This window comes from Colwellia sp. MEBiC06753 (genome assembly GCF_053470325.1).
In genome coordinates, this window is record NZ_JBQMTM010000011.1 from 55,339 (window position 1) to 82,079 (window position 26,741).

Sequence of the window (26,741 nt, forward strand, 5' to 3'; positions counted from 1 at the left end):
GAATAATTAACAACACCGATTTATACTGTATAAATAAACAGTATAAATCGGTGTTGTTATGCAGTCGTTACTTGATACTTTACATAATCGCCAATGGCTATGGCAGGGAGTGATACAGCAGCAAAAGCAGCACGTTTGTGCTTCGGGTTACCCAGAGCTGGACAGTAAAATTGGTGGTGGCATACCAGAAACGGGAGTCGTGGAAATACGCACTGCCAATGGTATTGGTGAATTGCGAGTGTTTTTACCTTACTTGCAGCAACAGCAGCACAAAGGTTTATTGGTATTTATTGCCCCGCCAGCAATGATTGGCAGTGAGTTTCTCCGTCATAACCAAATTAATATCGACAATGTCTTGCTGTTAACACCTCAACCAAGTGAGGCGCTCTGGTGTGCTGAACAATGTTTGAAAAGTGGTTGTTGTGCAAGTGTTGTTCTGTGGCATCAAAGTTTTGAAGTGTTTCAGGTGCGTCGACTAAATCTTGCTGCTGAGCAAGGTCAAGCTAGCCTGCTTATTTATCGCCAACCGCAAGCTAGTTATAACTTACCGGTTGCATTGAGCCTCACGTTTGAAGCAATAGAATATGGGCTTAATGTTAAAGTTAATCGCTGTAAAGCAGGCAAACCTAGTCAATTTTTTGGTTTAAATATGGCTAAACGCTGGCCTGATTTTGTTCACCTACCTTTGGCCGATAATGTAATTGCGTTCTCAGCACTCTCAGCTTCCACGGCGAACAGACAAAGTGCTAACTGATGTTGTGGCTATACCTTTATTTTCCCCAGTTGCAGTTAGATAGCCTGTTCATTCAAGAGGCGGAACAGCAAGCGCTTATTATTGTTGATGCAAAAGCCAATCAAGTGGTACAACTGAATCAAGCGGCGCAAAATGTAGGTATTCGCCTTGGGATGGGATTAGCAACTGCTTGTGCTATGTGTCGCCATGTGCAGGTGCTACCCTATGACGTTTCTGTCGAGAATAAGCAACTTAAGGGGGTAGCTGAAAACTTGTACCAATGGGTTGCTGATATTGCCTTTGATCAACCAGACGGTCTTTATCTTGGCATTGGCAATATGCTGGCGCTTTATAAAAGCTTATCACTATGCTGGCAAGCGTTAACTGACAATTTAGCTGTAGCTGGGGTTAGTTATTATTACGCTACGGCTGAACAGCCAGCAATGGCAAGGGCAATTGCCCGTGCTAGAAAAAATTTACTTTCTGATGACGTCAGTATAATTAAACAGGTATTTTCTCAATTACCAGTAGAGTTGGTATTTACGCCATCAAAATTTCATTGTGCTTTGCAGCGATTAGGTATTAAAACCCTTGCGCAGCTAATTAAGCTAGATTCTAAGGCGCTAGCCAAGCGCTTCGATAGTGAGTTCTTATTACTATTTGGTCAGCTTACTGGGCGCTATGTTTTACCGTTAACATTCTACCAGCCAACCCCAGCATTTACTGACTCGCTTGAATTACTTTATGAGGTGAAGCAAGTCTCAACACTTAAGCCGCCACTTATGCGGATGGTAAATAAATTAGAGCACTATTTACGAGTACGCAATCTGGCCAGTCAGCAGCTTTTACTGACTTTTCCTTATCGAGAAGAGCAAGGGGTGACGCTTACTGTTAATAGTGCTGAGCCCAGTGATAGCGCAAGCCATTGGTTGCAATTAATTGAGTTAAAGCTGGAAAGTGTTCAATTAAAGCAGCCAGTGGTGGCTATTAACTTATCATGTAGTGTTTTGGTAGCTAAGCAATATCAGGTTAATCAATTATTTGAACAAGGGAAAAACGCTATAGCGCCAACAGTATTGATCAGTTTACTGCAAGCGAAATTGGGCGATGCTAATGTTTGGCAACTGGGCTGTGCTGACAGTCACTTACCGGAACAAGCGCAAGCGCTAAAAGCAGCAAACGATAATGGCGAGCTAAACAAGGTACAAGATAGTGCGCAGTCGCTAATCAGGCCTAGTTATCTATTACCTGCGCCGATTAAAGTTGATGAACCTGTGAGCATAATGTTTGGCCCTGAGCGTATTGAAAGCCATTGGTGGCAGCAAAGTGTTATTCGAGATTACTTTATCGGTAGAACAACAAGCGGGCGCTGGTGTTGGCTTTATCGTCAGCCAGATCAGACCTGGTTTGTTCATGGTTATTTTGGTTGATGGCTATGGCTATGGCTTATGCAGAGCTTATTTGTCAGAGTAACTTCTCTTTTCTTACGGGAGCGTCACACCCTGAAGAATTAGTGCAAACCGCCAGTGATTTAGGGTATCGCGCGTTAGCTATTACTGATGAATGCTCTGTTGCCGGGGTAGTTAGAGCTTATCAACACATTAAACAGCACCAGCTTAAACTTAAGCTAATAGTTGGAGCGATGTTTAAAGTTTGCTTAGCCGATAACTATCAGGCGACACTAACGTTGCTGGCACCTGATCGCAAAGCCTATGCTGAGCTTTGCCGTATTATCACGAATAGTCGTCGCCGTTGTGAAAAAGGCAGTTACCGGCTTGAAGAGTGGGACTTAAAATCTGTTCGCCGTTGTCTAGTGTTGTGGCAACCTAATAGTAATAAAGTTGCTGATAAGTGGTGGGGAAATTGGTTAGTTAAACATCACTCAGGGCGGCTATGGTTGGCACAATCACGCAATTTAGTTTCAGGTGAGCACCATTACCTAAGTTATTGTCAGCAGTTGGTTCAACAATATCAGTTACCAATAGTGGCTGTGGGCTGCGCTTTGATGCACAAGCCCCAACGTTTACCGCTACAGCATGTATTAACAGCTATTCGCACTGGTAACACCGTAGATAAGCTGGGTAAGTCAGCGCTAAGTAATGCCGAAAGGAGCTTACGACCTCTACCAAAGCTTGGCAAATTATTTGATGCTCAGACACTGGCAGAAACCTTAGAGATAGCCAATCGCTGTCATTTTTGTTTATCGGAACTTAAATATGAATACCCTGCAGAGCTAATTCCACAAGGTGAAACTGCTAAAGATTACCTCGCTAGCTTAGTAGAAAAAGGCAAGAACTTTCGCTTTCCTGACGGCGTGCCAGTAGCGATTGAGCAGACCATAAACAAAGAACTGTCGTTAATTGCTCAATTGGGATATGAACACTTTTTCATTACCATTTACGATATTGTGCAGTTTGCGAAGCGCGAGCAAATTCTCTATCAAGGACGAGGATCAGCAGCGAACTCTGTGGTGTGTTATTGCTTAGAAATAACTTCAGTTGATCCAAGACAAATATCGGTGTTGTTTGAACGCTTTATTTCGTTAGAGCGAAAAGAGCCACCTGATATTGATGTTGATTTTGAGCATCAGCGCCGTGAAGAGGTTTTCCAATATATTTACCAAAAATATGGTCGTCAGCGCACCGCGATTGCTGCCACAGTGATCACTTATCGATTAAAAAGTGCGATTCGTGAAGTCGGCAAGGCCTTGGGGATAAATGAAACTCAGTTAGATTTTTTTATAAAAAATATAAACCGTCGCGATAATCAGCAACCTTGGTACCAGCAAATTAGTGAGCTAGGTTTAGATACTCATAGTCGCCAAGGACAGCTATTTATTCAGTTAGTTAATGAAATTAAGGGCTTCCCTAGGCATTTGTCACAACATGTTGGCGGCTTTGTTATTTCTAAAGGACCGTTGCATGAGTTAGTGCCAGTTGAAAATGCAGCAATGGCACAGCGCACCGTTATTCAGTGGGATAAAGATGATTTAGACGCTTTGGAATTACTGAAAGTTGATATTCTCGCTTTAGGCATGCTCAGTGCTATTCGTCGTAGCTTTGATTTGATTAAACACCACTACCAGCAGCAGTTATCAATTGCGACAATCACTAAAATGCCAGATGACCCACAAGTTTATAATATGCTGAAGCAGGCAGATACTGTTGGGGTGTTTCAAATTGAGTCACGTGCTCAAATGAGTATGTTACCTCGGTTAAAGCCGGCAAGTTATTATGATTTAGTCGTGCAAATCGCCATTGTTCGCCCAGGGCCGATTCAAGGAGGTATGGTGCATCCTTATTTAAAACGACGAAGTGGGGAAGAACAAGTCACTTACCCATCTGAACAGGTTAAGTCAGTGCTTAAGCGAACATTAGGTGTGCCGATTTTCCAAGAGCAGGTGATTAAACTGGCAATGGTAGCTGCTGGCTTTACTGGCGGAGAAGCTGATCAACTGCGACGTGCTATGGGTAAATGGAAGAAAACCGGAGAGCTTGATAAATTCAAAGATAAGCTTATTAACGGTATGATCGAAAGAGGTTATGAAATCAATTTTGCTGAGCGTATTTTTGAGCAAATATGTGGCTTTGGTGAGTATGGTTTTCCTGAATCACACTCTGCTAGTTTTGCGGTTTTAGCCTATGTTTCTGCTTGGCTGAAATACTACTACCCCGAGGTGTTCTATTGTGCGTTGTTAAATAGTTTGCCAATGGGGTTTTATTCGGCATCGCAGCTAATTCAAGATGCTCAACGTCATGATGTAAAGGTGTTGCCAGCGTGTATTAATCATTCGGATTGGCACCATCAATTAACCGAAAATGCAAAGGTGCTACGTTTAGGTTTAAAATTAGTGAAGGGGCTAAGCCAGTCATCGGTGGAGAAAATAATCGCGAAACGACCAGTTCAAGGATTTCTTCAGTTTAGCCAGCTTTATCAACTAGGGCTTCGTCAGGATCAACTAGAAGCGTTAGCTAGTGCTAATTGTTTACAGGCTCTGGGCGGTGACCGCTATGCAACGCGTTGGCATTTATTAAATAGAGAGCATCAACTACCACTATTTGGTCATATTCCCCTTGAATCTGTTGAAGGTAGCGCAACATCAACTTTAGTCAGTGGAGTTAATGAACCTATAGAGCGCTATGTAATAGAACCAAGTGCTTTTGACAACCTCATAGAGGACTATCAATCTACTGGGGTTAGCTTAGGTATACATCCAATTACTTTGTTAAAATCAACGGGGAAGGTAGGAAATTGCCTATCAGCCAGTGACTTGCTAACAATACGCCACCAAGCCATTGTTACTGTAGTTGGTGTGGTAACCGGACGCCAAAGTCCAGGCACGGCATCAGGAGTTACCTTTGTTACATTAGAAGATGAGACTGGTAATATTAATGTAGTGGTGTGGCTAGCAACAGCTAGGGCGCAAAAGCAGGCATTTTTATCTGCAAAAATATTAAAAGTCGTTGGCGTGATAGAAAAACAGCAAAATGTTATTCATGTTATTGCTGGGCGTTTAACCGATGTAACGCCGTTATTGGAAGACTTCGAATATCAATCGAGGGATTTTCACTAGGCCCTAGCATTACCAATAAATTATCTGAGTAACACGACTAAGCAAACGTGGCTAAGCTAATGTAAACAAGGCTAACGTAAACAAGCCAAGGTAACTATTAGGTAAAACAGAATGCGAGATCAACAGAAAAAGCGGCAACGACGTTACCAAATAAAAAAACGCGGGATTAAGGATGAATATATTGATAAGCAAATTTGGGTGATTCATAAAGCGATGGCGGAAAAATTATTAGCTCACCCAGAACTTTTACCATCAGTTAAGCAGACAATTCAACAGCGAAAAATAGCTGGCCGGCTATCATATAGTGCTTATATCACTTGGCTATCTATTATTGAAATATATGATGACAACACTTTGTTTATTAATGCTATTTTAGAAGATAGCCCGCGAATGAAGCGATTAAGACGTGAAACCCCTTTCGTAGGTGTATTAACCGAAGAAGAGCGGCAACAGGCGTTGACACAAGATGCGATCGATATTTTACCAAATATTAATGTGTTGTTTAGTTAAACAATGCTGAAATTTTTAGCAGAAAAACCATCAAAAGATTAAAATTTATACGTGATCTTTAAAATCAATTTCTGTATAATCCTGCGCTCCCTACGTTACAAAGCTTATTTCTTTCCCGGAAGTAGGCAACGGGCTCGATACTCGAAGGGGTAATTGCGTAGCCTTTTGAACCGATAACGCTAGGGCGTTATCATGTTTAGTAACATTATTAATTGGGTTTTTTAAATGAAAACTTTTGTAGCAAAAGCTGAAAGCGTAGAACGCGATTGGTTTGTAGTGGACGCTGAGAACAAAACTCTTGGTCGTATCGCTACTGAGATTGCTAGCCGTTTACGCGGTAAGCACAAGCCAGAATATACACCTCACTGTGACACAGGCGATTACATCGTTGTTGTTAACGCTGAGAAAGTAAAAGTAACAGGTAACAAAGCGAAAGGTAAAATTTACTACTCGCACACTGAGTTCCCTGGTGGTTTGAAGCAAATTAGCTTCGAAAAGCTTATCGATAAAGCGCCTGAGCGTGCTATCGAGTTCGCGGTTAAAGGTATGCTTCCTAAAGGTCCTTTAGGTCGTCAAATGTACCGCAAGTTAAAAGTGTATGCTGGCCCTGAGCACAAGCATGCTGCACAACAACCACAACTTTTGGAGCTGTAAGCAATGGCTGATAATCAATATTACGGTACTGGTCGTCGCAAGAGCTCAACTGCTCGTGTGTTCATGAAAGCTGGTAACGGTGCAATAACTATTAACAAACGTGACATTTCTGAGTACTTCGGTCGTGAAACAGCTCGTATGGTTGTTCGTCAACCATTAGAACTAGTTGAAATGTTAGAGAAATTCGACTTCAACATTACTGTTGTTGGTGGTGGTATGTCAGGTCAGGCTGGTGCTATCCGTCACGGCATTACTCGTGCACTTATGCAGTTCGACGAAACTTTACGTGGTGATTTACGTAAAGCTGGCTTTGTAACTCGTGATGCTCGTAAAGTTGAACGTAAGAAAGTTGGTTTACACAAGGCTCGTAAAAAGCCACAATTTTCGAAACGTTAATATTACGTTGTTTATTTCAAAAAACCGGCTGCATGCCGGTTTTTTTATCTCTATCGTTTTTACTTTCCTAGTAGTGATTGTTCTTTGCGCAATTTAGAAATATTTTGTCACTTATTTTCACAAACTACTGCAAACATTAGTGAATTACCTTGTAAAAAAAAGGGGTTTTCATTATGATCATAAAAATTTTTTTGTCGCTAGTTTGCCTAATAAATAGAGGCGCTGCTTCTTAACTAGAAACAATAATAATCTATAGTTATTAGGTATTAATAAAATTGGAGAAATTGAATGAGCAATACGCCCGTTAATAACGGCCGTCGACGCTTTCTCACTGCGGCTACTTCTGTAGTTGGTGGTGTAGGTGTTGTCGGTGTGGCTGTGCCTTTCATTGGTTCGTGGAACCCAAGTGCCCGAGCGAAAGCTGCTGGTGCTCCGGTTGAAGTCAATGTTGGGAAAATTGAGCCAGGTCAATTGGTTCGTGCAGAATGGCGTGGTAAGCCGGTTTACGTGGTTCGCCGAACAGAAGACGTTATCGCAAACTTAGCGAAGCATGAAGATCAGTTACGCGATCCGAATTCTGAAGAACCTCAGCAACCAGAATATGCCGCTAATCAGCACCGTTCAATTAACCCAGAGTATTTGGTGGCATTAGGTGTATGTACTCACTTAGGTTGTGCTCCAACATACCGCAAAGGTGACTTTGAAGAAATTGTTGAAGGTATTACCGATGGTTTCTTCTGCCCATGCCATGGTTCAAAGTTTGACATGGCTGGCCGTGTATTCTCAGGCGTTCCTGCACCACTTAATTTAGTTGTGCCAGAGCACTCTTTCCCTAAAGAAGGCACCTTATTAGTTGGTGTTGCACCGGGAGACGCATAATGAATAACTTTCTAGCTTGGATAGAACAACGCTTACCTATGATGGAAGCGATGAATAAACATGTGCTTCAATACCCAGCACCGAAAAACTTTAACTTTTGGTACTTTTTTGGCTCTTTAGCCATGTTAGTACTAGTTAACCAAATCCTAACGGGTATTTGGTTAACTATGAACTATGAACCGTCAGGCGCAGGTGCATTTGCCTCTGTAGAATACATCATGCGTGATGTTGATTACGGTTGGTTATTACGCTATATGCACTCTACTGGAGCCTCTGCATTCTTCGTTGTTGTGTATTTACATATGTTCCGTGGCTTAATGTACGGTTCATATCAAAAACCACGCGAATTGTTGTGGATTTTCGGTATGTTAATCTTCTTAGTGTTAATGGCTGAAGCGTTTATGGGCTACTTATTACCTTGGGGTAATATGAGTTACTGGGGCGCACAGGTAATTATTTCACTTTTTGGTGCGATTCCGGTTATTGGTGAAGACTTAACGATTTGGATCAAAGGTGACTATGTTATCTCTGGCGCTACGTTAAACCGTTTCTTCGCACTACACGTTATTGCTTTACCATTAGTACTTGTTGTTTTAGTGTTCTTACACATTTTAGCGCTACATGAAGTGGGTTCTAATAACCCAGAAGGCGTTAATATTAAAAAACCCAAAGGCAGTGTAAAACCTGAAGAGCTTTCTAAATTTAAGTACCACAAACAATACACTGACAAATATGATATTGTTGATGCCGTTCCGTTCCATCCTTACTATACAGTAAAAGATATTATGGGTGTTGCTGGCTTCCTGATCTTATTCTGTTGGGTTATGTTTTTTGCGCCAGAAGGTGGTGGTTACTTTATTGAAGCGCCAAACTTTGAACCAGCTAACGGTTTGAAAACACCAGAGCATATTGCTCCTGTTTGGTACTTTGGTCCTTTCTATACCATTTTACGTGTTGTACCTGATAAGTTATTAGGCATGATCGCGATGTTTGCGGCTATCGGTATGTTATTTGCCTTACCTTGGTTCGACCGTGGTACAGTTAAATCAGTACGTTACCGTAGTAAATGGCACTTATTAAACTTAACGCAATTCGCTATCTGCTTTATTGTGTTAGGTGTTTTAGGTACGTTACCTGCATCTGACCTTGCTAACTTGATTGGTCGTATCGCAAGTTTAGGTTACTTCGGTTTCTTCGTAGCTATTTGGTTCTATTCTAAAGGCGAGAAAACTAAGCCAGTTCCAGAAAGGGTGATTAAATAATGAAAAAGATTTTATTAACCATTTTGGCATTAGTTCCTGTATTTGCCTTTGCAGCAGGTCCGAGTTTGCCGTTAGATTCTGCGGGTAATGATTTATCTGATAAAGAATCGTTAAAGCGCGGTTTTAAATCATATATCAACTACTGTTTAGGTTGTCATCAGCTTCAATACCAACGTTACAATCGCACGTTTGCTGATTTAGGTATTGATGAAGAAGAAGGCAAAGCAGAGTGGATGTACACAGGCGAAAAAGTAGGAGATCACATCACAAACACTATGCCTAAGAAAGAAGCTGCTAAGTGGTTTGGTGCTGCGCCTCCTGATTTAACATTGGAAGCACGTTTTAGAAGTCCTGATTGGATTTACACTTACTTACGTTCATTCTATCAAGATCCGGCACGTCCATTTAATGTGAATAACAAGATCTTTAAAGATGTTGGTATGCCGCATGTGTTACAAAACTTGCAAGGTGTACGCACTATGGATGAGCATGGTAATTTATCACCAGCCACTGGTGGTACCATGACCGAGCAAGAATACGATGCGTTCGTTCGCGACTTAACTAACTTCTTAGAGTATGTTGGTGAGCCGAATAAATTAGAGCGTAAAGAATTAGGTAAGTGGGTTATCGGCTTCCTTATCATTCTATTTATCCTTTCTTACTTCTTGAAGAAGGAATACTGGAGAGACGTTCATTAGTGAGCGCTCTTAAGTAAATTATTTGATTGGGGGCACTAGCCCCCTTTGTCAGTTTTTAGCAAATATAGTTGGAGGCATTTTATGGCCGTAGCTGCAAATAAGCGTTCAGTAATGACGTTGTATTCTCATGCAGATGATATGTACAGTCACCAAACACGTATCGTGTTGGCTGAAAAGGGCGTTGGCGTTGATATTCACTTAGTGGATTTAGCTAACCTTCCTGAAGATTTAATTGATTTAAATCCATACGGTACAGTGCCTACTTTGGTTGATCGCGAATTAGCGTTATATCAAGCAAATATTATTATCGAATATTTAGATGAGCGTTTTCCGCACCCACCACTTATGCCAGTTTATCCGGTGTCTCGTGGCCGCAGTCGCTTAATGATGCACCGCATCGAACAAGACTGGTATAGTCTTGCACGCACTATTTTAAATGGTGAAGCGGGCGAAGCAGAAAAAGCACGTAAAGAATTAAGAGAAAGCTTATTAAGCATTGCGCCAATTTTAAATGAAGCGCCGTACTTTATGAGTGAAGAGTTCAGCTTAGTTGATTGTTACTTAGCACCATTATTATGGCGTTTGCCGGTATTAGGTATTGAGTTAACTGGCCAAGGTGCACAAGAGCTTAAGTCATACATGTTGAAGTTATTTGAACGTGAGTCTTTCCAAGCGTCATTAACTGAAGCTGAGCGTGAACTACGCTTCGGCCACCCAGCATAAGTTATGTCTGATCAAATTAAAATGACTTCTAATAAGCCCTACATTGTTGGGGCTTTTTATGACTGGATTTCAGATAACGAACTAACACCTTATATCGTAGTGGATGTTAGTGTCTTTGGTGTTCAAGTGCCAATGTCATTTGTTAATGATGGTCAAATCGTGCTTAATATCTCTGCTGGTGCTGTTGGTAGTATTACTATGGGCGAGCAAGCGATTGAATTTACTGCCCGTTTTGGTGGTAAATTAGAGCATTTAGTGGTGCCTTACGGCGCAATAGGTGCTATTTACGCTAAAGAAAATGGCGCTGGTACATCGTTACCAATCGAGCATACAGAAGCAATGCCAGATGTTGTTCCTAGCAAGCCTAAAAAGCCTAAGTTGACCGGTGTAAAACAAACAACACCTGCTACCCAAGCCGAGCCGTCTAAAGCTCGCGACAAAGCTAAATCTAGTGCCAAGCCTAGTTTAAAAGTCATTAAGTAATATCATAAGCAATAGTGGCATTGGTTACTATTGCTTATATTTATCTTTAAATGTACTTTGAATGCATACAAACCTTTCAGTTAGTTGAGTAAACTCATATTTAGGGCTACGTTTTAATATAGTCTTTAACCATCATAGTGCTTAATGGTAATGATCTACCGTTATAACTTGGATTCTTGATTAAGGGGTCTTTCCTTGCGTGTAGCAATTGGTTTTTTATTGCTGTTTCAAAGCTTGCTGTTAAATGCGCAAATATTGAATGTTGGCGTAGTAGAGTGGTCAGGTTACACAAATCACGATGGTAGTGGTGTTTACAACGAACTTATTAAAAAAGTTTATTCTCAATACGAAGTAGTACTTAAATTTGATACCTATCAACGCACAATTAACAATTTTCGACAAGGGAAGCTAGACTTCATCATCGGGGTTTTTAGAGAGGATCTCGAGCAGGCATATTTACCTCGCTGGCATTTAGATTATGAAGATCCGGTGCTTGGCTTTTTTAAGCCATCGTCACACCCAATAAAATCGCTAAAGGATCTAAATGGACTTACCATTTCATGGATGCGAGGTTATGGTTTTGATAATTACTTAGATGTACCACATCAAGCCTATTTAGTTAATGCGCACAGTTTAGGCTTTGACATGGTGGTGAAAGGTCGAACTGATGTCTTTATCGATTATCGATACAACCTCCCGAAAAAATATCAAAATGTTCTGAGCTCGTTTGAGGTTTTACCCAAGCGCAAGATTTATTTAGCGTTTGCTCGCACAGACGGTGGTAAGAAACTGGCGGAACATTACGATCAGCACATGTCATCAATGCGAAAATCAGGTCAGCTCAAAGCATTGTCACCACAGTGGTACCAACATGCTAACTTCGACAGTTTTGATAGTTCGATAGTTGAAATCATTATTAAAACCCGAGACGTTAATTTATTGCGTAATTCGAGTTTTAACCGAATTGGCACACTTGAAAGCGATATTTTGTCGCCACTGCTAGGGAAAGTTAAAGGCTATGATGTTGAACTAGCTAAGTACACGTCATTTGCACAGGATGATGTAGCCTTAAGTGGCGAGGAAAATATTTGCTTAGCTAATAAAATCAAAACAACAGCAAGGCAAAGTAAATATTTATTTAGTCATGCCGTTACTATGTATCCAGGTTTGCGCCTATACACGAAACAACCGTTAGCACTTGAACAGCAAGCGCCCAATAAGCTTGCGGATATTTTTAAGCAATGGCCCAAGTTAACATTAGGCATTGCCAATGGTCAGTTTTTCAACGAGGCAATAAATAATGAGTTGGCTAAGCTCCCTGCTCACTATATGGTTAATATGGGCAATAACACGTTTGATCAGCTCAAGGGCTTGGCGAATGATAAATATTCAATGTTAATTGAATACCCAACCATCGTAAAAAATCATTGGTATTTGGTTGGTGATGAACCTCTTTACAGCTATCCGCTTAATGGCTCTTATGACATTACATTAGGCTACTTGATGTGTAATAACACACCGGATAATAAACTATTTTTAGCCGAATTTAATCGGCAATTAGACTTATTTAAAACCACTGATTATTTTTATTCAAAGCATCGTCAAGAGTCGAACGTAATTGCTCGAGAAAAGTTTGAACAACTGTTTGCCAGTGCGTTTAACTTGAAGTAACTAAGCTTATTTAATTTATGAAAAACAAAGTTTTAGTGTGAAGTTAGCTGCTACCAGTTAGCATGGTAGCAGCTAAAACTATTATTTAACTATTATTTAGCTATGAATAATAGGGAATGCGTTAATAAGCTCTAATGCTTTGGCATTGCAGTATTCTAGTGCGTCATCAATGTCTTGTGCATTAATGCCTAAGTCATCCAAAATATGCTGGCCAACAAATGTTTTCTTTGAGTACATTCCTGGATGGGCATTTAATATTGCTAATCGGGAAGCGACATAAAGCAAATTACTTTCTTCAGATACCTCATCTTGGTAGGCGTTATTAAAGTCGGTAATGGGTTTTATAATTGACGCTGGTAACTGCCAAAGCTCTAGTAATGCAGCACTGACATCGGCAAACGTAAAGCCGAAGGCTTCAGATTGGCGCTGCCATGGTGTTTCTGTTTTGCTGTAAGATTCACAGAACTGGACTTTGCTAGGCTCGATATGAACAATAGCTAATTCACCTAAGTTATGAAATAAGCCTGATAAGAAAATACTGTCGCGGTTTGCTATTTTTTTCTCTTTGGCGAAATATTGACAAATTAAAGCGCAATCTACACTAATTTCCCAAAATTTATCGAGATTCATAATGTCAGGATTGACCCCTGAAAACGCGGCTGTAACCCCATAAGCATTGACCAAATTGCTCACTTCTTTTAGACCCAAAAGTAATAGTGCTTTGGAAATATTGTCGATTTCGCGTGGGAAGTTGAACATCGCACTATTGGCTATTTTCAATAGGGTGGAAGCAATTGCTGGCTCTAGTTTAATGACTTCCGCTAACTCATCCAAAGTACAATCATCTTTGGCAAGCATTTCACTAAGTTTTAAATAGATATCTGGCAATACACATAGCTCTTGCGCTTCGAGTGCATAATCTTGAGGAGTTTTTTGCATAGTCAGTCAACCAAGTTGGAATTTCATTGTGTTTAATCATTCATATAATTAAAGCATTATGCAATACTACGCGCATTAAAAATTACCAGAAAACGCGCATTAATTACTTTGCCTAGCTATATGTCCGAGCCATTTTCATATTCTATAACTTTTACACTAAATAAACCTTATTTAACTGAATGCTTCGAGCAAACTGTCGCGGCGAAGTCGTTTTTTCAGTCCTATCAAAAGGCCTTTGCCTTTATTTTGCTGGGAAGTATTTTATGGTTTTTCACTGAGCTAAATGGATATATAAGTAGCTTTATTGTTGCTTTAGGCTTTGTAGAAGCAGTAAGTGTTCGTTTTCAAAAACCATGGTGGGTAACCAGACAGTTACTTGGGCGTAGTGGCAATAATGACGTTACTTTACACATGGATGAAAATGGCATTAATATTGAATCGCCCTATGTAAAACAACAATTTCTTTGGTCAGACATAACCGACATTACATGTACAGAGAAGGGTTTTGTCATAAAAGTTCAGCAGCAAGGACACTACGTTTCTGCATCGATATTATCCGATTTAGCAATAGATTTTCTGCGTCAAAAGGCAAGAAATGTTTCACTCCAAACCAAGCACGTCAGCGACAGCTAATAGGTTAAGCGAAAAACTCTTATGGCTAATAACCGCTCAATTTTAGTTAACCCCGTTTTTTTACTTACGTTTTTAATTGGCTGGGCCGTATTAATTTGGGGATCAGGCTTACCTAGTGAAGATTTTTCCAATTATGTGGTCTTTACTTTTTTAGGGACATTAGGAGCGATTTTTGCCAACTCAACAGGTGCCGGTGGCGGCGTGATATTTATCCCGATGTTTAACCACCTAGAGTTTAGTGAAGTTCAGTCAATTGCCACAAGCTTCGGTATTCAATGCTTTGGCATGACAGCTGGTGCGCTGACTTGGTACCGACATTATTATAGCGATAAGCGCGAATTAAAATTATGGCAAGGCTTTAAACGTATTATTACCTTAGTCACTATCGCTTCTATTTTTGGATTGCTCAGCACTTATCAATGGCAGCTAGCATCACCAACAAGTTTACATCATAGCTTTAGTTGGTTTTCGCTATTGCTTGGCTGTTTTATTGTTGCGTCTGTGTACTTAATTAAGCCGAAACGAGAGTCAAGCCAGTTACAGTGGTATGACTATATTGCTTTGGTGGTAATTGGCATTGTTGGCGGGGCTATTACCGCTTGGCTATCGGTTGGTGTAGGTGAAATCTTAGCAATCTATCTGATTTTAAGGCGTTTTGATGTAACAATGGCGGTTGCAGCTGCGGTTGTGGTGTCAGCATTAACGGTTTGGGCTGCGATTTGGCAGCATACATTAGTTAACTTTTCGGTGTATTGGCAAGTCGTTATTTTTGCAGGCCCTGGGGCAGTTATTGGTGGTATTTTAGCGAAATCTTTAGTGACTTATTTGTCGGCACGTAAACTCAAGTTGTTTTTTGCTTTTTGGCTTTTAATCATTGGTGCATTTGGCATTTAATTAACTTCAAAAATAAGCTCATTAGAAATATAAATGAGAATTATTCGCAAAAGCCTTGACAGCGTTATATTGGTTAATTACTCTTGCGCAACAATGAAAACAGCAATAACACAATTTTAAATAGGCACCTCATGATTAAAAAAATTCTTTGCTTATCAGCTTTGGTTATGACATCGATTTCGGCATTTGCCAGTGAAGTAAATGTCTATTCATATCGCCAACCATTTTTAGTGGAACCTTTATTTAAAGCATTTACCGATGAAACGGGTGTAAAAGTGAATGTGGTATTTGCTAAAAGCGGTATTGCAGAACGTTTAGCCAGAGAAGGGGCTCACAGCCCTGCCGATGTTTTGCTAACCACAGATATTAGCCGATTAGTCGAGCTAAAAGATAAAGGCTTAATGCAACCAGTAAATTCTGATGTCTTAGAGCAGGCGATTCCTAGCCAGTTTCAGGCAGAAGATAATACCTGGTTTGGTTTAACCACCCGTGTTCGTAATATTTACACTGCCAAACGTTTAGGCGACGTTGAAATTAATTATGAAGACTTAGCTGATGCCAAATACAAAGGCAAAATTTGTACGCGCAGTGGTAAGCACCCGTACAATGTGGCATTAGTCGCTTCTATGATTGCTGAGCATGGTGAAGCTGATACCTTAGTTTGGTTAGAAGGGGTTAAAGCAAATCTTGCACGTAAGCCACAAGGTAATGATCGCGGCCAAGTCCAAGCTATTCATCAAGGTTTGTGCGATGTGTCATTAGGTAACAGTTACTATTTCGGTAAAATGTTAATGGACGAAAAGCAAAAGGTTTGGGCTGATGCGGTCAATATTAACTTTCCCAATCAAGCAAACCGTGGCGCCCATGTTAACATTTCTGGTGTTGGTTTAGCCAAACACGCGCCAAATGCTGATGCGGGTAAGGCGCTAATTGAGTTTCTAGCTTCAGAGCAAGCACAAAAAATGTATGCAGAATTGAACATGGAATACCCAGTAAGAGCTGGCGTTGCAAAATCTGAACTTGTTGCGTCTTGGGGCGAATTTAAAGCGGATGACTTGTCGTTAGAAACCATTGCCAAGCACCGTAAAACTGCATTAAAGCTGCTTGACCAAGCTAAATTTGATCTGTGATATTTGGGCAAACTAATAAAATTTGGCAGTCCATCACTTGGATTGTAGCACTGGCGCTGATGGCGCCAGTGTTCGTTATGCTGTTTACCAGTATCGGCGATTCAGGTGAGTTATTTAAACACCTTTGGCAAACGGTTTTGCCAACCTATATTTCAAATACCCTATGGCTATCATTTTGGGTTGTCGCACTATCATTGCTGTTTGGCGTACCTAGTGCCTTTTTAATTAGCCAAACTAATTTATATTCCGCAAAAGCTTTGCGTTGGGCACTGTTGCTGCCATTGGCGATGCCGGGTTATTTAGTCGCTTATTTATATACTGATCTATTTGATTATGCTGGACCGGTTCAGCGGTTACTAAGAGACGTTTTTTCGTGGCAATCGGCCAGTGATTATTGGTTTTTTGATTTGCGAACATTAGAAGGAGCAGCAGTTATTTTGGCGCTGGTGTTATACCCTTATGTTTATATGCTAACGCGCACTAGCTTAGAGCTTCAGGATAAAAATTTATTACGGGCTGGCCGAACCTTAGGGCTAAGCGCAAAACAATCAATAGTTAAAATTGCCCTACCGTTAGCGCGTCCTGCCATTATGATTTCTGCCACTATTGTGATGATGGAAACCATTGCCGACTTTGCCACCGTACAATACTTTGCGGTAAATACCTTAACAACGGCGATATATGACACTTGGTTAGGCTATGGCGATATGGCAGCGGCCAATGCGCTGGCCAGTGTGCTATTGCTACTGGTGTTATTTGTGGTAGTCGCAGAGCAAAAATCTCGCGCAGGACAACGTCATCAAACTAACCGTCCTAATACCGACAATGACAAAATTATTTTGACTAAACTCCAGCAAGTTTTTGGTATTTTTAGCTGTTGGTTATTGGTGATTATGGGCTTTGTATTACCGTTTTATTTATTGATCGATATGGCCTTAGCTTATACCCAGTTTGAACAAATGGCTGAGCTATTCACTATTGGCTTAGCAACGTTGCAAGTATCGGCAATTGCAGCGACCGTAGCTGTGGTTATATCGTTACTTTTAGCATTATTTAATCGATTTTATCAGGGCAAAGTTAACGGGTTGCCTTTGCAACTATCAGGCTTTGGTTATGCGGTGCCTGGAACTGTGCTGGCGATGGCATTAATGGCAACTTTTGGTCCGTTAGATCATTGGCTTAATGATTTGGCTAAATTGTTCAATTTAAGCCAACCTGGATTGATCTTATCCGGTACAAGCTTCGCCATAGTTTTTGCTTTTGTTGTGCGCTTTGCTGCAGTTTCTCATGGCGCTATTAATGCGGGGATTGATAAAATTCCTGCGACCTTAGATAAAGCACCTGCCAGTTTAGGCGTAGGTTTATTGCCAAGTTTAGTTAAAGTCCATTTGCCCTTGCTGAAAAGTTCGATTGTTGTCGCCTGGTTACTGGTATTCGTTGAGTCGATGAAAGAACTACCTGCGGTACTATTGCTAAGACCATTTAACTTTGAAACCTTAAGTACCTTCATTTTTCAGCTGATTTCTGATGAACAATTGGAGCAAGGCGCAATTGGCGCAGTATTAATTGTCGTGTTTGGTTTAATTCCTATTATTTGGTTAAACAAAGCAAAACATTAATTAAAACCTTAACGAATACCTAAAGTAATACATAATCGAACATTAAGGCTGTTGGTGAAGCTCCTGAGCTAAGGTACACTGCACGGCAAAATCATATTTTATAAAAAGAAGAGTGGTAAGTGAGTACAGTTCTAACACTAGAGCAATTGCATGTGGTAATCGATAATCAAGCAATCTTAACTGATGTCTCATTTACTTTGGCTTCTGGTGAAATTCTTGGCCTAGTCGGACCGAGTGGCTGTGGTAAAACTACCCTGTTAAATACCATTGCCGGTTTTATCGCTCAGCAATCTGGTGACATTAGTTTGCAAGGGCTCTCGCCTATCACACCTGAACATATGGTTGCCCCAGAGCTGCGCCATGTTGGGATGATTTTCCAAGACTATGCTTTATTTCCGCACTTAACTGTTGAGCAAAATATTGGTTTTGGTATTACGAAAATGTCAAAAGCTGAGCAGCAGATTCGAATTAATCAGTTGCTAAGCATGCTAGAGCTAGCTGAGTTTAATCATCGTTATCCACATCAATTATCGGGCGGGCAACAGCAGCGAGTAGCGATTGCTAGGGCAATTGCGACACGTCCGAAACTTCTATTACTTGATGAACCGTTTTCAAATATTGATTCACGTTTACGTCAGTCACTAATGCTGGAACTTAGGCAATTATTAAAATCGCTAAATATGAGTGCGATTTTTGTAACCCATAATAAAGATGAAGTGTTCACATTTGCCGATAAAATGGCGGTAATGGCCGAAGGGAATATACTACAATTTGGCGCACCAGCAGATATTTGCCAAGCGCCAAATAGCTATCAAGTAGCTGATTTTCTGCAATTAGGCAGTTGGGTAGCGTGCTTACCTTCTGCAACCGAGTTACGAACAGCGCTTGGCAACCTTAAGTTCGATAATACGCAATACGCACAACTGCCATTGATTGCCGAGCAAGCAAGCGCTTACCTTTTGCTTAAGCCGCAATACCTTGAAATTAGTGCGGATGACAGTGCTGAACTTGAAATTGTTCATATTAATGTTACTGAACATGGTTTTCACTATCACTTAGCCAGTATTAATCAAGATGATGAACTTTCAATTAGCCAATTAAGTGTTTATTCGCCACAAATATTTGCCCTACATGATAAGGTTGCAGTGACTGTAATCGAACACGAATATTTGCTTTATCCATGCCCAGCCATTTATTCCACAAAATAGTGCTGTTTATATTATCAGTGGTTCAAAATTTAGTTAAATTCCGGTAAAAATTTATTTTTTAGGGCCTGTGATCCACAAAATCCCACAGAATCATCTACTTCGCTCGATCGCCTGATTTTTCTGGCTTATAGCGCGATCAATTTCGCTATTCTTTGCTTGACATCCCGTTGTCTATCTCTCTAAACTGTACAAATGTGGGAAAAAGTGGGGAATAGTGGATCTGAGTTGTTCAGTTACTCCTAAATAAGGTTATGTTTAGAGGCACCAGTGCGATTACGCTCGACAGCAAAAAACGAATCACGATGCCAACTCGGTATCGCGAGGAACTTATTGCCGATTGCGCGGGAAAAATGGTGTGTACTGTTGATATTCAACATCCTTGTTTACTGCTTTATCCGCTTCCTGAATGGGAAGAAATTGAATTAAAACTGTGTGGATTGTCATCAATGAATCCACAAGAACGTTTGTTACAACAAGTTCTCCTTGGCAATGCCTCCGATTGCGAGATGGACAAAAACGGACGTTTATTAATTAATGGCCCTCTTTGTCAGCATGCATCGCTTGAAAAGAACGTAATGCTTGTAGGGCAATTAAAGAAATTTGAAATTTGGAGTGAATCGGCTTGGCAAGCACAAATGCAAAACGGCATTAGCAAAATCCAAGCAGGCGAAATCGAATTAACTGAACGATTACTAGATTTATCATTATAAAAATGCCTGATAAAAGTTCACACATTTCAGTATTGCTTGATGAAGCAATCGAAGCCTTAGCCATTGATCCAAATGGCACTTATATCGACTGTACATTTGGTCGAGGCGGCCATTCGAGACAAATTCTTTCCCAGCTGGGTGATAACGGCCAACTAATTGCGATTGATCGCGATCCAACCGCGATAGCTGCCGCGGAAATTTTCAAAGACGATCCACGTTTTGCTATTGAGCATCATGGTTTTGCCGAGCTTGGCAATATCGCGAGCAAGCGTGCACTTAATGGCAACGTTGACGGTATTTTATTCGATCTTGGTGTGTCATCACCTCAGCTTGATGAAGCCGAGCGTGGCTTTAGTTTTATGAAAGATGGCCCGCTGGATATGCGAATGGACACTACTCGTGGCGAAACGGCGGCACAGTGGTTAGCGCGTGCTGATGTTGAAGATATTAGCTGGGTATTAAAAACCTTTGGCGAAGAAAAACATGCTTGGCGTATTGCTAACGCGATTGTTGATAGCCGAGAAGAAAATCCGCTGACTCGTACTGGTGAATTAGCCAAACTCATTGCTACCACAGCACCGCAAAGAGAAATTAAAAAACATCCTGCCACTCGCAGTTTTCAAGCCATTCGTATGTATATCAATTCTGAGTTAGATCAGATTGAGCAAGCGTTGGCGGCATCACTTGATGTATTAAAACCGGGTGGTCGTTTAGTAGTGATTAGTTTTCACTCACTAGAAGATAGGTTAGTAAAGCAATTTATGCGTAAGCATTCACAAGGTAAGCAAGTACCTCGCGGTATGCCGATTAGTGAAGCTGAATTAAATAAAGGTAAAAAATTAAGTTTGGTTGGGCGTAAAACTAAACCAAGCAAAGCAGAAGTTGAACGTAACGTTAGATCAAGAAGTTCGGTGTTACGTGTTGCTGAGCGTATAGCGTAACGCTAATGGCGGCTAAAAATACAGCCTTAGTTGTTGATATTTTACATGATATTCAACAACACCTGTTCACTTACATACTGCTGTTAGCGGTTATAGGTTCAGCGTTTGCAGTGATTTACTTCACTCATTTAAATCGCCAAACCACCAGTGAACTGGAAATGCTGTTAACAGTGCGCGATGAAATAGAAATAGAACGACGAAATTTAGTTATTGAGCAAAACAGCTTAGCTGAACATAGCACAATAGAAAAAAAGGCAGCGGAGCTTCTGAATATGAACCGCCCAGATACAGAGTCGGAAATAGTAATTACAATACCATGACAGTTGCGAACAAAAAAAATAAAGCGAAACAAAAACCAAGCACAGTTGCTTGGCGCTTTTACGTTGTGCTGTCAATTGTTGTATTGATCTATGGCAGCCTGATGGCGCGCGCCGCTTACATTCAGGTTATTGAACCAGACATGCTAAAAGAGCAAGGTGATATGCGCTCTTTACGAACTGCGGAAAGCAAAGTGCAACGTGGTTCTATTTTAGATCGCAATGGTCGCGAGCTTGCGGTATCTGTACCGGTAGAAACGGTTTGGGCAGATCCAAAAGTTGTAATGGATCACAACGCCTTATCAATGACTAAACACTGGCAAGCGTTGGCCGATGTGCTTGGCCAAGACGTCAATAAATTAACCAGCCGTATTGTTCGCCACCCAAACAAACGTTTTGTTTATGTCGAGCGCCAAGTTTCGCCAGTCATGGCCAATTACATAAAAGAATTGAAAATCCCGGGTATTTACCTACGTAAAGAATCAAAACGCTTTTATCCAGCAGGGGAAATTAGTGCTCATGTTGTTGGTTTTACTAATGTTGACGATAAAGGTATTGAAGGTATAGAGCGGGTTTACGATACCTTACTGACTGGCGTGGGCGGCGAGAAAAAATTTAGAAAAGACGCTAAAGGCCGCAAAATTGAAATATTGTCGGTGGAAGAAGCGCAGCCGCCCCAAGATTTGGTACTCAGTATTGATCAGCGTATTCAGGCGTTAGCTTACAGTGAACTAAAAGGGGCCGTTAAGGCCTTTAAAGCCACTTCAGGCTCGGTATTAGTGGTTGATGTTCACACCGGTGAATTATTAGCTATGGTTAATTCGCCGTCTTACAACCCAAATGACAGATCGAATACCCCAGCGCACAAATTCCGTAATCGCGCTATTACCGACATGTTTGAACCGGGTTCAACCATGAAGCCGTTATCTTTGTTAACTGCGATGGAATTTGGTGTGGCATCAGCCGATACCAAAGTAGATACCAGTCCAGGTTGGATGCGCTTGGGTGGCCGTCGCGTCAGCGATCCAATTAACCGTAAAGTGTTGTCGATGGAAGAAATTTTAATTCATTCATCGAATATGGGGACGGCAAAATTAACCTTGTCACTTCCTAAAGAGTACCTATTAGATAAATTTTTTGAAGTGGGTTTTGGTCAAGAAACGGGCATCGGTTTAATTGGTGAAACTCAAGGCATGATGCATGATCGCCCACGATGGTCAGAATTTGAATTAGCAACACTTTCGTTTGGTTACGCATTGGCGATTAGTCCATTGCAACTGGCTCGTTTATACACATCGTTTGCAAATGGCGGCATAAAATTACCGTTATCGATTGTTAAAACTGATACCCCACCAAAAGGTGAGCGCATTTTTTCTGAGAAGCTAACGGCCGAACTTAGAACTATGTTAGAGGCGGTAGTAGAAGAAGGCGCGAAAAAAGCAAAAGTTGAAGGCTATCGCGTTGGCGGTAAAACAGGTACTAGCATTAAAGCGATTGCTGGTGGTTACGGGAATGACTACGTCGGTTTATTCGCGGGCATGGCACCAATTGATGACCCAGAAGTTGTGGTTGTGGTGGTAATAAATGAGCCAGGTGGTGATTTGTATCACGGTGGTGATGTTGCGGCACCCGTTTTTTCGCGAGTTATGAAAGGTGCGATGCAAGTGTTAAATATTGCGCCAGATAAAAACCGTATTGTTCACTTACCAACAACTGCGACGCAGCGTAAAGGAGGCAATGATGCATAAGCCATTGCCTAACTCTATACCAAATAATTTACCTGAGCATGCTATCAGTCAAGCGCTAGCGGCGTTTGATATTGAATTTTCTCCTATGGCAACGGGTGACTTAGTTAATGATAGTCGTCAGATTAAAGCCGGTGATATTTTTTGTGCGGTTATCGGTTCAGCCAGTGATGGTCGTCAGTTTATTGAAAAAGCAATTGCCGCTGGCGCTAGATTAATTTTGGCGCAGTGTCATCATAGCCAGCAGCACGGAAATATGATTGAGCGCAGTGTTGAACAGGCTGATGGCACAATAAATACTGCGAAAATCATTCAGTTTTATAATTTAGCGACGCGATTATTTGATTTAGCGGCAATTTATTATCAAAACCCACAACAGCAATTAACCTTAATTGGCGTCACTGGTACCAATGGTAAAACCAGCACTAGCCAAATGATCGCAAGCTTACTGAACACTTGTCAGCATAAAGCTGCGGTAATAGGTACTACTGGCGCAGGCATGATTGAAAATTTGACGCCGATTGCCAATACCACTCCAGGGCCAACTGAATTAAATCAGTTAATGGCGAGCTTTGTTGAGCAAGATATCAGTCATGTGGCGATGGAAGTGTCATCACATGCCCTTGAACAGCAACGCATTCAGGCAGGTCAATTTGCCGTAGCGGTATTTACCAATTTAACCCGTGAACACCTTGATTATCATCAAACGATGGCAGCGTATGCACAAGCTAAGTTTGAAATTTTCTCTGGTCAGCAATCGCAGGTTGCTGTGATTAATGCTGATGATGATTATGGTCAAGTTTGGCTTAAGCAACTTGAACAGCCGGTAATTGCCTACGGTCGCAGTGAAAAGATCGCGCGTTATGCTCGTTTTGTTCAAGCTAGCGATATTGAGCTAAGTGCTCATGGCATTAGCTTTACCATTAATACCGAACATGAGAGCGTTAAAGCGAATAGTCAGCTACTAGGCATGTTTAATGTTGATAATGCCTTAGCGGCAGTGGCGACATTATTGGCTTTAGATATTCCGCTTGCACGTATCGCTCAAGCCATTAGCCAACTAACGCCAAGTGCAGGCCGTATGGAAACATATTTTGCTGACAACAAGCCAACGGCGATTGTTGATTACGCCCATACCCCAGATGCTCTAGAAAATGCCTTAGTTGCTTGTCAGCAGCATTGTCAGGGCGAGCTTTGGGTCGTATTTGGTTGCGGTGGCGACCGTGACAAAGGTAAACGTCCACAAATGGGCAGTATTGCTGAGCGATATGCTCAGCACGTTATTATTACAAATGACAACCCGCGAAGTGAGGCACCAGAATTGATTGCCCACGATATTTTATCGGGTTGTACACGTACGGAAAAAATCACAGTTATGTTAGATCGCAATCAAGCAGTACGATCAACACTTATCCATGCAAAACCAAATGATGTGGTGTTATTAGCGGGCAAAGGCCACGAAAGCAACATTGACATTGCTGGAAAAATTATTGAATACAATGAGCGCGCTGTCGTCAGTCAATTTTATCAAGGCGGAGAACAACAATGATCACTTTGCACTTGTCTGAAATCGCAACCGTAACTGACGGCCAGTTAATTGGCGATGATCGCACCATTGATGCGATTGTTACTGACAGCCGAGCATTGACCGTTGAGCAAGTATTTTTAGCGCTGAAAGGCCCTAACTTTGATGGTCATAAATTTATTGAACAAGTGGCTAATTTAGGTGCTAGTGCAGTAATTGTTGATCACCAAGTTGAAACTAAATTACCGCAAATTGTTGTGCCAGATACCCGTTTAGCGCTAGGTAAAATCGGCGCTTACGTTAAACAACAAACAGCGCCGAAAACCGTTGGTATTACTGGCAGTAGCGGTAAAACCACAGTTAAGGAAATGGTAGCCGCGATCTTATCGCGTTTAGGTAATGTTTTAGCCACCAATGGCAATTTTAATAACGATATTGGCGTGCCGTTAACGTTACTGCGCTTAACCCACGAGCATGATTTTGCGGTGATTGAAATGGGCGCTAACCATATTGGCGAAATTGCCTATACCACCAGTTTGGTTAAACCTGATGTCGCCATTATCAATAACATCGCAGCGGCTCACCTCGAAGGTTTCGGTGATTTATGTGGCGTAGCGCGTGCCAAAGGCGAAATTTTTGATGGCATTCCACAAGGTGGCGTCGCGGTTTATAACCAAGATACTCAGTGGGCCAGCAAATGGCAGTGGCGATTAGAAGATAAAGATGTTCGATTATTCTCTTGTGCCAACAAAGCTGATTATTACAGTGCTGATGTGACCTTAGACGAACACGGGTGTGCCAATTTTAAACTGCACACGCCAATTGGCAGTACTTATATTCAGCTAGTACTGCCAGGTAAGCATAATGTTTGTAATGCAGTGGCTGCAGCAACAATTGCCATTGAATGTGGTGCTAGCCTAGATGATATTAAATTAGGCTTAGCTGAAATGCAGTCGGTAAAAGGCCGATTAAATGTTTATTCGCTTAACAACCATTGTCGTTTGATTGATGACACCTATAACGCCAATGTTGAGTCAATTAAAGCGGCCAATGAGCTTTTGGCAAGCTATCCAGGTTATCGAGTATTAATTTTGGGTGATATGGCCGAACTTGGTAGTGAAGCGAGAAGTTATCATCAAGAAGTTGGCGAACACGCTAAAGACCAAGGCATAGATTACTTAATGACGTTGGGGGTGCTTAGCCAAAGCACCGCTGATGCGTTTGGTGAACATGGTCAACATTTTAGTTCAAAAGAACATTTACTTGAGACATTGTTTGAGCATTTAGCGAATGAATCACAAGATATTTCGATTTTAGTGAAAGGGTCGCGTAGTGCCCATATGGAGCACGTAGTAAAAGCCATTATTCAATGGCGAGGCCTTGACGTAGAGGAGCACGCATAATGCTTTATTGGTTAGGCGAGTACCTCACCCAATATTATTCTGGTTTTAATGTTTTTTCATATCTGACGTTCCGCGCGATTGTCAGTACGTTAACGGCATTAGTGATTTCATTGTACTTTGGTCCAAAGCTTATACGTGCATTACAGCGCATGCAAATAGGCCAAACCGTACGTGATGATGGCCCTGAAAGTCATTTATCTAAATCAGGCACGCCGACTATGGGCGGGTTATTGATTCTGGCATCGATTATTGTCAGTGCCCTACTGTGGGGCGATTTATCGAATACTTATGTGCTAACCACGTTATTTGTTATTGCCTCTTTCGGCATTATTGGCTTTGTCGATGACTATCGTAAAGTAATTCGAAAAGACGCTAATGGCTTAATTGCTCGCTGGAAGTATTTTTGGCAAACCGTTATCGGCCTAACAACCGCAGTGTTCTTATATTCTCAAGCGCAATCACCCGCAGAAACGGCATTGCTGATCCCATTTATCAAGAATGTTATGCCGCAACTGGGCTTGCTTTATATTGCACTGGCATATTTTGTCATTGTTGGCACCAGTAATGCGGTGAATTTAACCGACGGTTTAGATGGCTTGGCGATTGTTCCAACGATTATGGTGGCGGGCGCGTTTGCAGTTTTTGCCTATATGACAGGTAACGTTAACTTTTCTGGTTATTTAAATATTCCTCACATTGCCCAAACTAGTGAGTTGGTGGTGGTTTGTACGGCCATTGTTGGAGCGGGCTTAGGTTTCTTATGGTTTAACACTTATCCGGCGCAAGTCTTTATGGGCGATGTTGGCTCTTTAGCGTTAGGTGCTGGTCTTGGTGTAATAGCGGTATTAGTCCGTCAAGAATTAGTGTTATTTATCATGGGCGGTGTGTTTGTGATGGAAACATTGTCAGTCATTTTGCAGGTAGGTTCATACAAATTACGTGGTGAGCGCATATTCCGTATGGCGCCTATTCACCATCATTATGAATTAAAGGGCTGGCCAGAGCCGCGCGTGATCGTGCGTTTTTGGATTATCTCCTTGGTATTAGTATTGGTTGGCTTAGCAACGCTGAAATTAAGATAACTGCAGCGTTAAG

The 26,741-nt window shown here is 41.4% G+C and carries 25 protein-coding genes; 24 read left to right on the forward strand and 1 reads right to left on the reverse strand.

Annotation, left to right across the window (positions count from 1 at the left end):
• The first annotated feature begins 58 nt into the window (after nucleotides 1-58).
• The 12 genes from imuA (at nucleotide 59) to ACOB82_RS10155 (ending at nucleotide 12,582) form a co-directional block, all read left to right on the forward strand.
• A complete protein-coding gene (gene imuA, locus ACOB82_RS10100) occupies nucleotides 59-754 on the forward strand; it encodes a translesion DNA synthesis-associated protein ImuA (RefSeq protein ID WP_448212865.1) in 696 nt (231 codons plus the stop codon).
• Nucleotides 754-2,163 (forward strand): Y-family DNA polymerase, encoded by a 1,410-nt coding sequence (locus tag ACOB82_RS10105; RefSeq protein WP_448212866.1) that lies wholly within the window; start codon nucleotides 754-756, stop codon nucleotides 2,161-2,163. Before imuA ends, ACOB82_RS10105 begins: the two co-directional genes overlap by 1 nt.
• 11 nt (nucleotides 2,164-2,174) lie before the next feature.
• Nucleotides 2,175-5,306, forward strand: a complete 3,132-nt coding sequence (locus tag ACOB82_RS10110; RefSeq protein WP_448212933.1) for an error-prone DNA polymerase — start codon at nucleotides 2,175-2,177, stop codon at nucleotides 5,304-5,306.
• Nucleotides 5,307-5,417: 111 nt separating this feature from the next.
• Complete coding sequence (locus ACOB82_RS10115) at nucleotides 5,418-5,816, forward strand: hypothetical protein (protein ID WP_448212867.1); 399 nt, start codon at nucleotides 5,418-5,420, stop codon at nucleotides 5,814-5,816.
• 225 nt (nucleotides 5,817-6,041) lie between these two features.
• Nucleotides 6,042-6,470, forward strand: coding sequence for a 50S ribosomal protein L13 (rplM, locus tag ACOB82_RS10120; RefSeq protein WP_448212868.1), 429 nt, complete (start codon nucleotides 6,042-6,044; stop codon nucleotides 6,468-6,470).
• 3 nt (nucleotides 6,471-6,473) lie between these two features.
• On the forward strand, nucleotides 6,474-6,866 hold the full coding sequence (rpsI, locus tag ACOB82_RS10125) for a 30S ribosomal protein S9 (RefSeq protein WP_448212869.1): 393 nt from the start codon (nucleotides 6,474-6,476) through the stop codon (nucleotides 6,864-6,866).
• A 288-nt stretch (nucleotides 6,867-7,154) separates the two neighbouring features.
• Nucleotides 7,155-7,745, forward strand: a complete 591-nt coding sequence (gene petA / locus ACOB82_RS10130; protein ID WP_448212870.1) for a ubiquinol-cytochrome c reductase iron-sulfur subunit — start codon at nucleotides 7,155-7,157, stop codon at nucleotides 7,743-7,745.
• Nucleotides 7,745-9,007: a cytochrome b gene (locus ACOB82_RS10135; protein WP_448212871.1), complete on the forward strand. Its 1,263-nt coding sequence runs from the start codon at nucleotides 7,745-7,747 to the stop codon at nucleotides 9,005-9,007. Before petA ends, ACOB82_RS10135 begins: the two co-directional genes overlap by 1 nt.
• Nucleotides 9,004-9,705: a cytochrome c1 gene (locus ACOB82_RS10140; protein WP_448212934.1), complete on the forward strand. Its 702-nt coding sequence runs from the start codon at nucleotides 9,004-9,006 to the stop codon at nucleotides 9,703-9,705. Before ACOB82_RS10135 ends, ACOB82_RS10140 begins: the two co-directional genes overlap by 4 nt.
• Before the next feature lie 81 nt (nucleotides 9,706-9,786).
• Nucleotides 9,787-10,428, forward strand: a complete 642-nt coding sequence (gene sspA / locus ACOB82_RS10145; RefSeq protein ID WP_448212872.1) for a stringent starvation protein SspA — start codon at nucleotides 9,787-9,789, stop codon at nucleotides 10,426-10,428.
• A gap of 3 nt (nucleotides 10,429-10,431) precedes the next feature.
• Nucleotides 10,432-10,911, forward strand: coding sequence for a ClpXP protease specificity-enhancing factor (locus tag ACOB82_RS10150; protein ID WP_448212873.1), 480 nt, complete (start codon nucleotides 10,432-10,434; stop codon nucleotides 10,909-10,911).
• Between the two features lie 195 nt (nucleotides 10,912-11,106).
• Nucleotides 11,107-12,582, forward strand: a complete 1,476-nt coding sequence (locus tag ACOB82_RS10155; protein ID WP_448212874.1) for a substrate-binding periplasmic protein — start codon at nucleotides 11,107-11,109, stop codon at nucleotides 12,580-12,582.
• Between the two features lie 96 nt (nucleotides 12,583-12,678).
• On the opposite strand, the gene ACOB82_RS10160 is transcribed toward ACOB82_RS10155, so the two are convergent.
• Nucleotides 12,679-13,521 carry an HDOD domain-containing protein gene (locus tag ACOB82_RS10160; RefSeq protein ID WP_448212875.1) on the reverse strand — a complete coding sequence of 281 codons (843 nt, stop codon included), beginning with the start codon at nucleotides 13,519-13,521 and terminating at the stop codon, nucleotides 12,679-12,681.
• Nucleotides 13,522-13,641: 120 nt separating this feature from the next.
• Here ACOB82_RS10160 and ACOB82_RS10165 point away from each other — a divergent pair, with 120 nt between their 5' ends.
• From ACOB82_RS10165 to mraY, 12 genes are all read left to right on the forward strand, one after another.
• Nucleotides 13,642-14,154 carry a YcxB family protein gene (locus ACOB82_RS10165; RefSeq protein ID WP_448212876.1) on the forward strand — a complete coding sequence of 171 codons (513 nt, stop codon included), beginning with the start codon at nucleotides 13,642-13,644 and terminating at the stop codon, nucleotides 14,152-14,154.
• Nucleotides 14,155-14,175: 21 nt separating this feature from the next.
• A complete protein-coding gene (locus tag ACOB82_RS10170; protein ID WP_448212877.1) occupies nucleotides 14,176-15,048 on the forward strand; it encodes a sulfite exporter TauE/SafE family protein in 873 nt (290 codons plus the stop codon).
• A gap of 131 nt (nucleotides 15,049-15,179) precedes the next feature.
• Nucleotides 15,180-16,178, forward strand: coding sequence for a Fe(3+) ABC transporter substrate-binding protein (locus ACOB82_RS10175; protein ID WP_448212878.1), 999 nt, complete (start codon nucleotides 15,180-15,182; stop codon nucleotides 16,176-16,178).
• Between the two features lie 59 nt (nucleotides 16,179-16,237).
• Nucleotides 16,238-17,797, forward strand: coding sequence for an ABC transporter permease (locus ACOB82_RS10180; protein ID WP_448212879.1), 1,560 nt, complete (start codon nucleotides 16,238-16,240; stop codon nucleotides 17,795-17,797).
• Between the two features lie 119 nt (nucleotides 17,798-17,916).
• Entirely contained in the window at nucleotides 17,917-19,005 is a 1,089-nt protein-coding gene (locus ACOB82_RS10185; RefSeq protein ID WP_448212880.1) for an ABC transporter ATP-binding protein, read from the forward strand.
• Between the two features lie 251 nt (nucleotides 19,006-19,256).
• Nucleotides 19,257-19,715 (forward strand): division/cell wall cluster transcriptional repressor MraZ, encoded by a 459-nt coding sequence (gene mraZ, locus ACOB82_RS10190; RefSeq protein ID WP_448212881.1) that lies wholly within the window; start codon nucleotides 19,257-19,259, stop codon nucleotides 19,713-19,715.
• A 2-nt stretch (nucleotides 19,716-19,717) separates the two neighbouring features.
• A complete protein-coding gene (rsmH, locus tag ACOB82_RS10195) occupies nucleotides 19,718-20,656 on the forward strand; it encodes a 16S rRNA (cytosine(1402)-N(4))-methyltransferase RsmH (protein ID WP_448212882.1) in 939 nt (312 codons plus the stop codon).
• 5 nt (nucleotides 20,657-20,661) lie between these two features.
• Nucleotides 20,662-20,976, forward strand: coding sequence for a cell division protein FtsL (gene ftsL, locus ACOB82_RS10200; RefSeq protein ID WP_448212883.1), 315 nt, complete (start codon nucleotides 20,662-20,664; stop codon nucleotides 20,974-20,976).
• Nucleotides 20,973-22,721, forward strand: a complete 1,749-nt coding sequence (locus ACOB82_RS10205) for a peptidoglycan D,D-transpeptidase FtsI family protein (RefSeq protein WP_448212884.1) — start codon at nucleotides 20,973-20,975, stop codon at nucleotides 22,719-22,721. Before ftsL ends, ACOB82_RS10205 begins: the two co-directional genes overlap by 4 nt.
• Complete coding sequence (locus ACOB82_RS10210) at nucleotides 22,714-24,267, forward strand: UDP-N-acetylmuramoyl-L-alanyl-D-glutamate--2,6-diaminopimelate ligase (protein WP_448212885.1); 1,554 nt, start codon at nucleotides 22,714-22,716, stop codon at nucleotides 24,265-24,267. The genes ACOB82_RS10205 and ACOB82_RS10210 overlap by 8 nt, the downstream gene beginning before the upstream one ends.
• On the forward strand, nucleotides 24,264-25,646 hold the full coding sequence (gene murF, locus ACOB82_RS10215; RefSeq protein WP_448212886.1) for a UDP-N-acetylmuramoyl-tripeptide--D-alanyl-D-alanine ligase: 1,383 nt from the start codon (nucleotides 24,264-24,266) through the stop codon (nucleotides 25,644-25,646). The genes ACOB82_RS10210 and murF overlap by 4 nt, the downstream gene beginning before the upstream one ends.
• Nucleotides 25,646-26,728: a phospho-N-acetylmuramoyl-pentapeptide-transferase gene (mraY, locus tag ACOB82_RS10220; RefSeq protein WP_448212887.1), complete on the forward strand. Its 1,083-nt coding sequence runs from the start codon at nucleotides 25,646-25,648 to the stop codon at nucleotides 26,726-26,728. The genes murF and mraY overlap by 1 nt, the downstream gene beginning before the upstream one ends.
• Nucleotides 26,729-26,741 lie beyond the last annotated feature (13 nt).